This is a genomic window from Streptomyces niphimycinicus (genome assembly GCF_018883605.1).
In the GTDB taxonomy this organism is placed as follows: Bacteria; Actinomycetota; Actinomycetes; order Streptomycetales; family Streptomycetaceae; genus Streptomyces; species Streptomyces niphimycinicus.
The window spans coordinates 1-5,610 of the sequence record NZ_JAHLEM010000750.1 but is presented as its reverse complement, the minus strand read 5'-3'; the positions used below and the strand labels follow the sequence as shown (position 1 = coordinate 5,610).

At 70.1% G+C, this 5,610-nt stretch carries 6 protein-coding genes and 1 tRNA gene; 4 read left to right on the top strand and 3 right to left on the bottom strand.

Annotated elements, in window-relative coordinates; all coding sequences use genetic code 11:
* Positions 1 to 445 precede the first annotated feature (445 nt).
* Both KN815_RS41760 and KN815_RS41755 read left to right on the top strand, forming a co-directional pair.
* Positions 446 to 1,666 (top strand): acetyl-CoA C-acetyltransferase, encoded by a 1,221-nt coding sequence (locus KN815_RS41760; RefSeq protein ID WP_216346995.1) that lies wholly within the window; start codon positions 446 to 448, stop codon positions 1,664 to 1,666.
* A gap of 300 nt (positions 1,667 to 1,966) precedes the next feature.
* On the top strand, positions 1,967 to 2,887 hold the full coding sequence (locus KN815_RS41755) for a hypothetical protein (RefSeq protein ID WP_216346994.1): 921 nt from the start codon (positions 1,967 to 1,969) through the stop codon (positions 2,885 to 2,887).
* Between the two features lie 20 nt (positions 2,888 to 2,907).
* On the opposite strand, the gene KN815_RS41750 is transcribed toward KN815_RS41755, so the two are convergent.
* Complete coding sequence (locus tag KN815_RS41750) at positions 2,908 to 3,228, bottom strand: hypothetical protein (RefSeq protein WP_372458616.1); 321 nt, start codon at positions 3,226 to 3,228, stop codon at positions 2,908 to 2,910.
* Between the two features lie 141 nt (positions 3,229 to 3,369).
* Here KN815_RS41750 and KN815_RS41745 point away from each other — a divergent pair, with 141 nt between their 5' ends.
* Positions 3,370 to 3,600, top strand: a complete 231-nt coding sequence (locus tag KN815_RS41745) for a DUF4287 domain-containing protein (protein ID WP_014061257.1) — start codon at positions 3,370 to 3,372, stop codon at positions 3,598 to 3,600.
* A 158-nt stretch (positions 3,601 to 3,758) separates the two neighbouring features.
* Here KN815_RS41745 and KN815_RS41740 read toward each other — a convergent pair whose 3' ends face one another.
* Both KN815_RS41740 and KN815_RS41735 read right to left on the bottom strand, forming a co-directional pair.
* Positions 3,759 to 4,637 (bottom strand): Bax inhibitor-1/YccA family protein, encoded by an 879-nt coding sequence (locus tag KN815_RS41740; RefSeq protein ID WP_216346992.1) that lies wholly within the window; start codon positions 4,635 to 4,637, stop codon positions 3,759 to 3,761.
* Positions 4,638 to 4,822: 185 nt separating this feature from the next.
* Positions 4,823 to 4,905: transfer RNA gene (locus tag KN815_RS41735), tRNA-Leu, on the bottom strand.
* A 403-nt stretch (positions 4,906 to 5,308) separates the two neighbouring features.
* Between KN815_RS41735 and KN815_RS41730 the strand changes: the two genes are divergently transcribed.
* Positions 5,309 to 5,610, top strand: a 302-nt coding sequence (locus tag KN815_RS41730) for an ATP-binding cassette domain-containing protein (RefSeq protein ID WP_216346991.1), incomplete at its 3' end; no start/stop codon positions are given.

Here is a 5,610-nt window from a genome sequence, read left to right as displayed (position 1 = left end):
AGCAGGCAGCAGCGGGCCGGGGCCGCGCCGCCGGCCGTCGGGGCGGTGGCGGCTTCCGAGGGCCGGGAGCGTGGCCCATGCGGGGACGGGCAGGGGGTGGGGTACCCCTTTGGAAATCGCTTGATGGATTAGTTGCATCAGGTCAAGTACTGGGCGTGCCGGGGGCGGGGGCACCTGGCCCCCGACACGGCCCGCCAGCCCGGGTGGCGGGCGTCCGGCCCGTGTTCGGGGCCCGGGAGCCACCGGCAGCGGCGGCGCCCAAGCGCATATCGGCGCCCCCGTAAAGCGTGAGAGAAAGCGCTGCGGGTGACGCCAACCCGGGGCCGCTGAGCGTACGCTTGGAAAAAAGAGTTCCGCGTCACAGCCCGCACCCCGTGACCCTGCCGATACGTACGGGTAACTTCCCTCGGAGTCCCACCCGCACCCCCGCCCCCATGGAGCCGTGATGCCCGAAGCAGTGATCGTCTCTGCCGCCCGTTCTCCCATCGGCCGCGCCTTCAAGGGATCGCTCAAGGATCTGCGCCCGGACGACCTCACCGCCGAGATCATCCAGGCCGCGCTCGCCAAGGTCCCCGAGCTCGATCCGCGCGAGATCGACGACCTGATGCTCGGCTGCGGTCTGCCGGGCGGCGAGCAGGGACACAACCTGGGGCGGATCGTGGCCGTGCAGATGGGGATGGACCACCTCCCGGGCTGTACGGTCACCCGCTACTGCTCCTCCTCCCTCCAGACCTCGCGGATGGCGATGCACGCCATCAAGGCGGGCGAGGGGGATGTCTTCATCTCGGCGGGCGTCGAGATGGTCTCGCGGTCGAAGAAGGGCACCTCGGACGGACTGCCGGACACCCACAACCCGCTGTTCGCGGAGGCCGAGGCCCGTACCGTCGCGCGCGCCGAGCAGGAGGGCACCGACTGGCACGACCCGCGCGAGGACGGTCTGCTGCCCGACCCGTACATCGCCATGGGCCAGACCGCCGAGAACCTGGCCCGGCTCAAGGGCGTCACCCGCGAGGACATGGACGAGTTCGGCGTCCGGTCCCAGAACCTCGCCGAGGAAGCCATCAAGAAGGGCTTCTGGGAGCGTGAGATCACCCCGGTGACCACCCCGGACGGCACGGTCGTCAGCCAGGACGACGGCCCCCGCGCGGGCACCACCCTGGAGGCCGTGCAGGGCCTGAAGCCGGTCTTCCGCCCCGACGGCCGGATCACCGCGGGCAACTGCTGCCCGCTCAACGACGGTGCCGCGGCGCTGGTGATCATGTCCGACACCAAGGCGCGGGAGCTGGGCGTGACCCCGCTGGCCCGGATCGTGTCGACCGGCGTCTCCGGGCTCTCCCCCGAGATCATGGGGTACGGACCGGTCGAGGCATCCAAGCAGGCGCTGGCCCGGGCCGGGATGTCGATCGGCGATATCGACCTGGTGGAGATCAACGAGGCGTTCGCCGCGCAGGTCATCCCGTCCTACCGCGATCTGGGCATCGACCTGGACCGGCTCAATGTCAACGGCGGCGCGATCGCCGTGGGCCACCCCTTCGGCATGACCGGCGCCCGGATCACCGGCACGCTGATCAATTCGCTTCAGTTCCACGACAAGCAGTTCGGCCTGGAGACCATGTGCGTCGGCGGCGGCCAGGGCATGGCGATGGTCATCGAGCGCCTGAGCTGAGCCGGACCGGGCCGGGCGGCCGAGCCCGGCCGAGCCGCTGGGCGGAGCCGGACCGGGCCGGGGGGCCGAGCCGCCCCGCGTCTGAGACACTGGTCTGGATCGAGCCGTGACCGAATCTCCCCCAGGATGTGACAAAGGTCCTGGGGGAGAGCCGTCTGCCCAGCTCAGTACCGGTGACCAAAGACCCTTCCGGTACCGAATTCTGCCCATTTGGTGATGGTATGTGCTGACGTCGGGAGGCGATAAGCCTCAAGCTGAGGTAGGAATTCGGGGGATCAACAGCCAACCGGGAGTACGTCAGTGAGCCCCACGACTCTTGCCCTCCTCCTGGCCGCGGTGACCGCCACGGCCGTAGGGGCGGCCGCCCTGCACACCGCGCGCGGTATGCGCCGGCAGATCTGTGAGCTGCGCGCCGAGCTGGCGGCCACCGTCGCCGCCGGCGCCCAGGCGGGCAGCGGCGGCGAGGAGAACGGTGCGACGGTGCCCGCACCCCGCGCCACCCCGGCCGCCGAGATACGCGCGGCCGTCGCCGAGGCGCTCGCCGAGGAGCGGGAGCGCGAGCTGGCCGAGGCACGGGCGTTCTGGGCCGCCCAGGAGGCCAGGGACTCCGCCGGAACGGCCGACGCCCACTCGCTGCTGGGCGGGCCCGGCGGGTACGGCGAGGACGCCGTACAGGACGCGCAGCTCTTCGTGCCCCGCCAGGCCGATCTGGCCGGGCTCGAACCGCTGCTCGGCCTGGACGCGCTGGGCCCCGAGGCGCTGGACTCCGGCGGGGACCAGGAACCCGAGGTCGAGGCCGAGGTGGAGCTGGAGCTGGGCGTCGAGCCGGAGCCGGCGGCCGAGCCCCGGGAGTCGGCCGAACTCGCGGCGGCCCGCCGGCGCCATCCGTCCCACCCCGACTTCTCCCCGTCGTCCCCCGTGGCCGACCACGACCGCACGGTGACCCGGATCACCGAGCTGGCCAACGCCCGCACCCCGCTGTCCGATGTGCGCCCCGGGCCCCTCGGCACCCTGGATGTCTATGTCTTCGCCGACGGCACCACGATCTGCATGACCCCGGGCCACCGGGAGACCGCCGAGCGGCTGGCGGACGCGCTGCGCGAGGGCACCACCCCGGTGCTGCTCGGCGGCTCGGGCGTCTCCGGTGCGTTCGCGCTCACGTTCGGTTGCGGCGAGGACAATGTGTACGTCCTGGCCGACCGCGTCATCGCCTCGTTGTAAGGGCAGCCACCCGCCGCCCCTCAGACCCCGCAGCGCCCCGCCGTCTCCACGACGAGCGCCACCGCCTCGGTGACCCCCTGCGCCGCCCGGGCGCCCCCGGAGCCGCCCGGCGCACGCTCCAGCGCGTGCACCAAATCATGTCCGGCCACCGCGACCTGGTCGGCGACCACGAACGGCCCCGCGTCCGGCATGATCCGCGGCGGGGTTCCCGGCTCCTCCAGACGCTGTGCGCGCACCGACAATTCCCTAGCCAGCGCCAGCCCTTCGGCCGCCGCGCCCGCCCGCAGCCGGGACTGCGGAAGGGCACGCAGCCGGTCGGCGAACCGGTCCACGGCGGTCATGAGGGGGGTCGTATCATCCACGCTCCGAGCGTATGCGCCACCGAGGGACTGTTGCCAACGGGCGAACACTCAGGCACGGTGAGCTGAAGGAAACCCGGGCCATGGACCCGGGGGCCGGCATGGAAGCGTCCGGAGGCGCCGATGTCCCAAATCTTCTCCGACGAGACTCACCGGAACCTACTCTCCCGCATCCCCCAGTGCACGGGCCGTGAAGTCGCCGACTGGCTGCGCACGGTCGACGATGGCCCCGCTTTCTTCCGCTTCGAGGAGAAGGTGAGCTGGTTGCGCGGCGAGCACCAGCTCGCATACGGCCACGCGAAAGCCATCATCCATGAACACGACTTGAGGCGTGCGGCGCGCAAGCTGCTGTAGCCGCTGCCCGGAGGCAGAAGCGTGTATGACAGACCCACCGAACCGGGCGGCTTAAGCCGCACAGGAAGAAGGGCCCGCGGAGGTCATCGCCTCCGCGGGCCCTTTCAGGTGTTGCGGGTCCGAGCCGGTGGTGCGGACGAGGCCCGCACCACCCGACGCTAGTCCCTGAAGATCGAGATCAGCCGGAGCAGCTCCAGGTAGATCCAGACCAGCGAGAGCGTCAGCCCGAAGGCCGCCAGCCAGGACTCCTCGCGCGGAGCGCCGTACTGGACGCCGTCCTCGATCTGCTTGAAGTCCATCGCCAGGAACGCCGCACCGAGCACGACACCGACGAGGCCGAAGACGATGCCGAGGCCACCGCTGCGGAAGCCGAGGCCGTCCCCGCCGCCGATGAGGGCGAACAGCAGGTTTACCGCCATCAGCAGCACGAAGCCGATGGCGGCGGCGAGCACAAAGCGCTGGAATCGCGCGTTCACCCGGATGAGACGGGTCTTGTACGCGACGAGCACACCGACGAACACGGCCATCGTGCCGAGCACGGCCTGCATCGGGATGCCGGACCAGCGCTCGTTGTACACCTGGCTGATGACGCCGAGGAAGAGACCCTCGAAGAGGGCGTAACCCATGATCAGCGCGGGCGAGGCCGTGCGCTTGAACGACTGGACGAGGCCGAGCACCATCGCCACGAGCGCGGCGCCGAAGCCCACGCCCACCGGAAGCTGCGCGATCCACGCGGCCGCGGCGGCGACGATGACGGTGCCGAGCGTCATTCCGGTGCGCATGACGACGTCGTCCATCGTCATCCGGCCGGTCTGAAGCGGACCCGCCGGCGGCGCGCCATACATCTGCTGGAGCTGCTCGGGGGTCAGATTCTGCTGGCCGCCCGCCGCATAGGGGTTGGTGGGCGGCTGTGTCTGCGCGTACGGATTGCCCTGACCGGCGACGGGGCTCCCGGCCTGCGGCGCCGCGCCGAAACCGGCGTAGCCGCCGCTGCGGCTGAACCCCCGTCGCGAGAAGACCGGGTTGCTGCTCCTCATCTCACTCCTCCATGGCCGCCGGGCGCGACCTTGACTTAAGAGTAATAGGTAAGCAAAGAAAGCACCCTAGTGCCCAAGGAGGATCTTTTCACGCAGCGAGAGCCGGCGCGAGGCCCCTGCGGGCCCCGCGCACGCACATTGGGCGACCATCCACACACGCTGAGTGCGCCCACCGGATCTGAAGGTGCCCGGAACCGGACTTGAACCGGTACGCCCGCGAGGGGCAGCGAGGTTTAAGCTCGCCGTGTCTGCATTCCACCATCCGGGCGGCGGTTCCCCCTGGGCCGTACGGAGCGCATACGGCCCTCCCCTGGAAGAGAGCAGCACGAGCCTATCCGGGGACATGCCCCCGCACAGTGGATCCGCGGACCGAGGTTGTCTTATTTTATTGGCAACTGAGGGTGCATCAGCAGCGGGGCGGGGTACCCGAAGATGCCGACGGCCATTGGACCTGCCGATATGCCCTGAACCCCCATTAACTGGGGATTGACGCAATCTCGACGCCCCGCCCGGGGTGTCATCTCCTCCTCAAGGAGGACTCCGCCACCACCACCTACATCGCGAGACCCCCCGCAGAACCGGAGCACGGGCTGATCCCGTCCCCTTTTACAACCGGAACCATGGAGTGACGTCCCGCCCACTCCCGTAGAGCACGACAGGAGTCATCCACCGTGACCACCACCCCCTTCGGCGTCGAAACCGCCCACCGCACCTCAGCGGCCGCCGCCCGGGCCACCGATCTCTCCAAGGTCTACGGCGAGGGCGAGACTCAGGTCATCGCCCTGGACTCGGTCTCGGTCGAGTTCCGCCAGGCGGAGTTCACCGCGATCATGGGCCCCTCGGGCTCCGGCAAGTCGACGCTGATGCACTGCATGGCAGGTCTCGACACGATCTCCAGCGGCTCGGCCCGGATCGGCGACGTCGAACTGACCACGCTCAAGGACAAGAAGCTCACCCAGTTGCGCCGCGACAA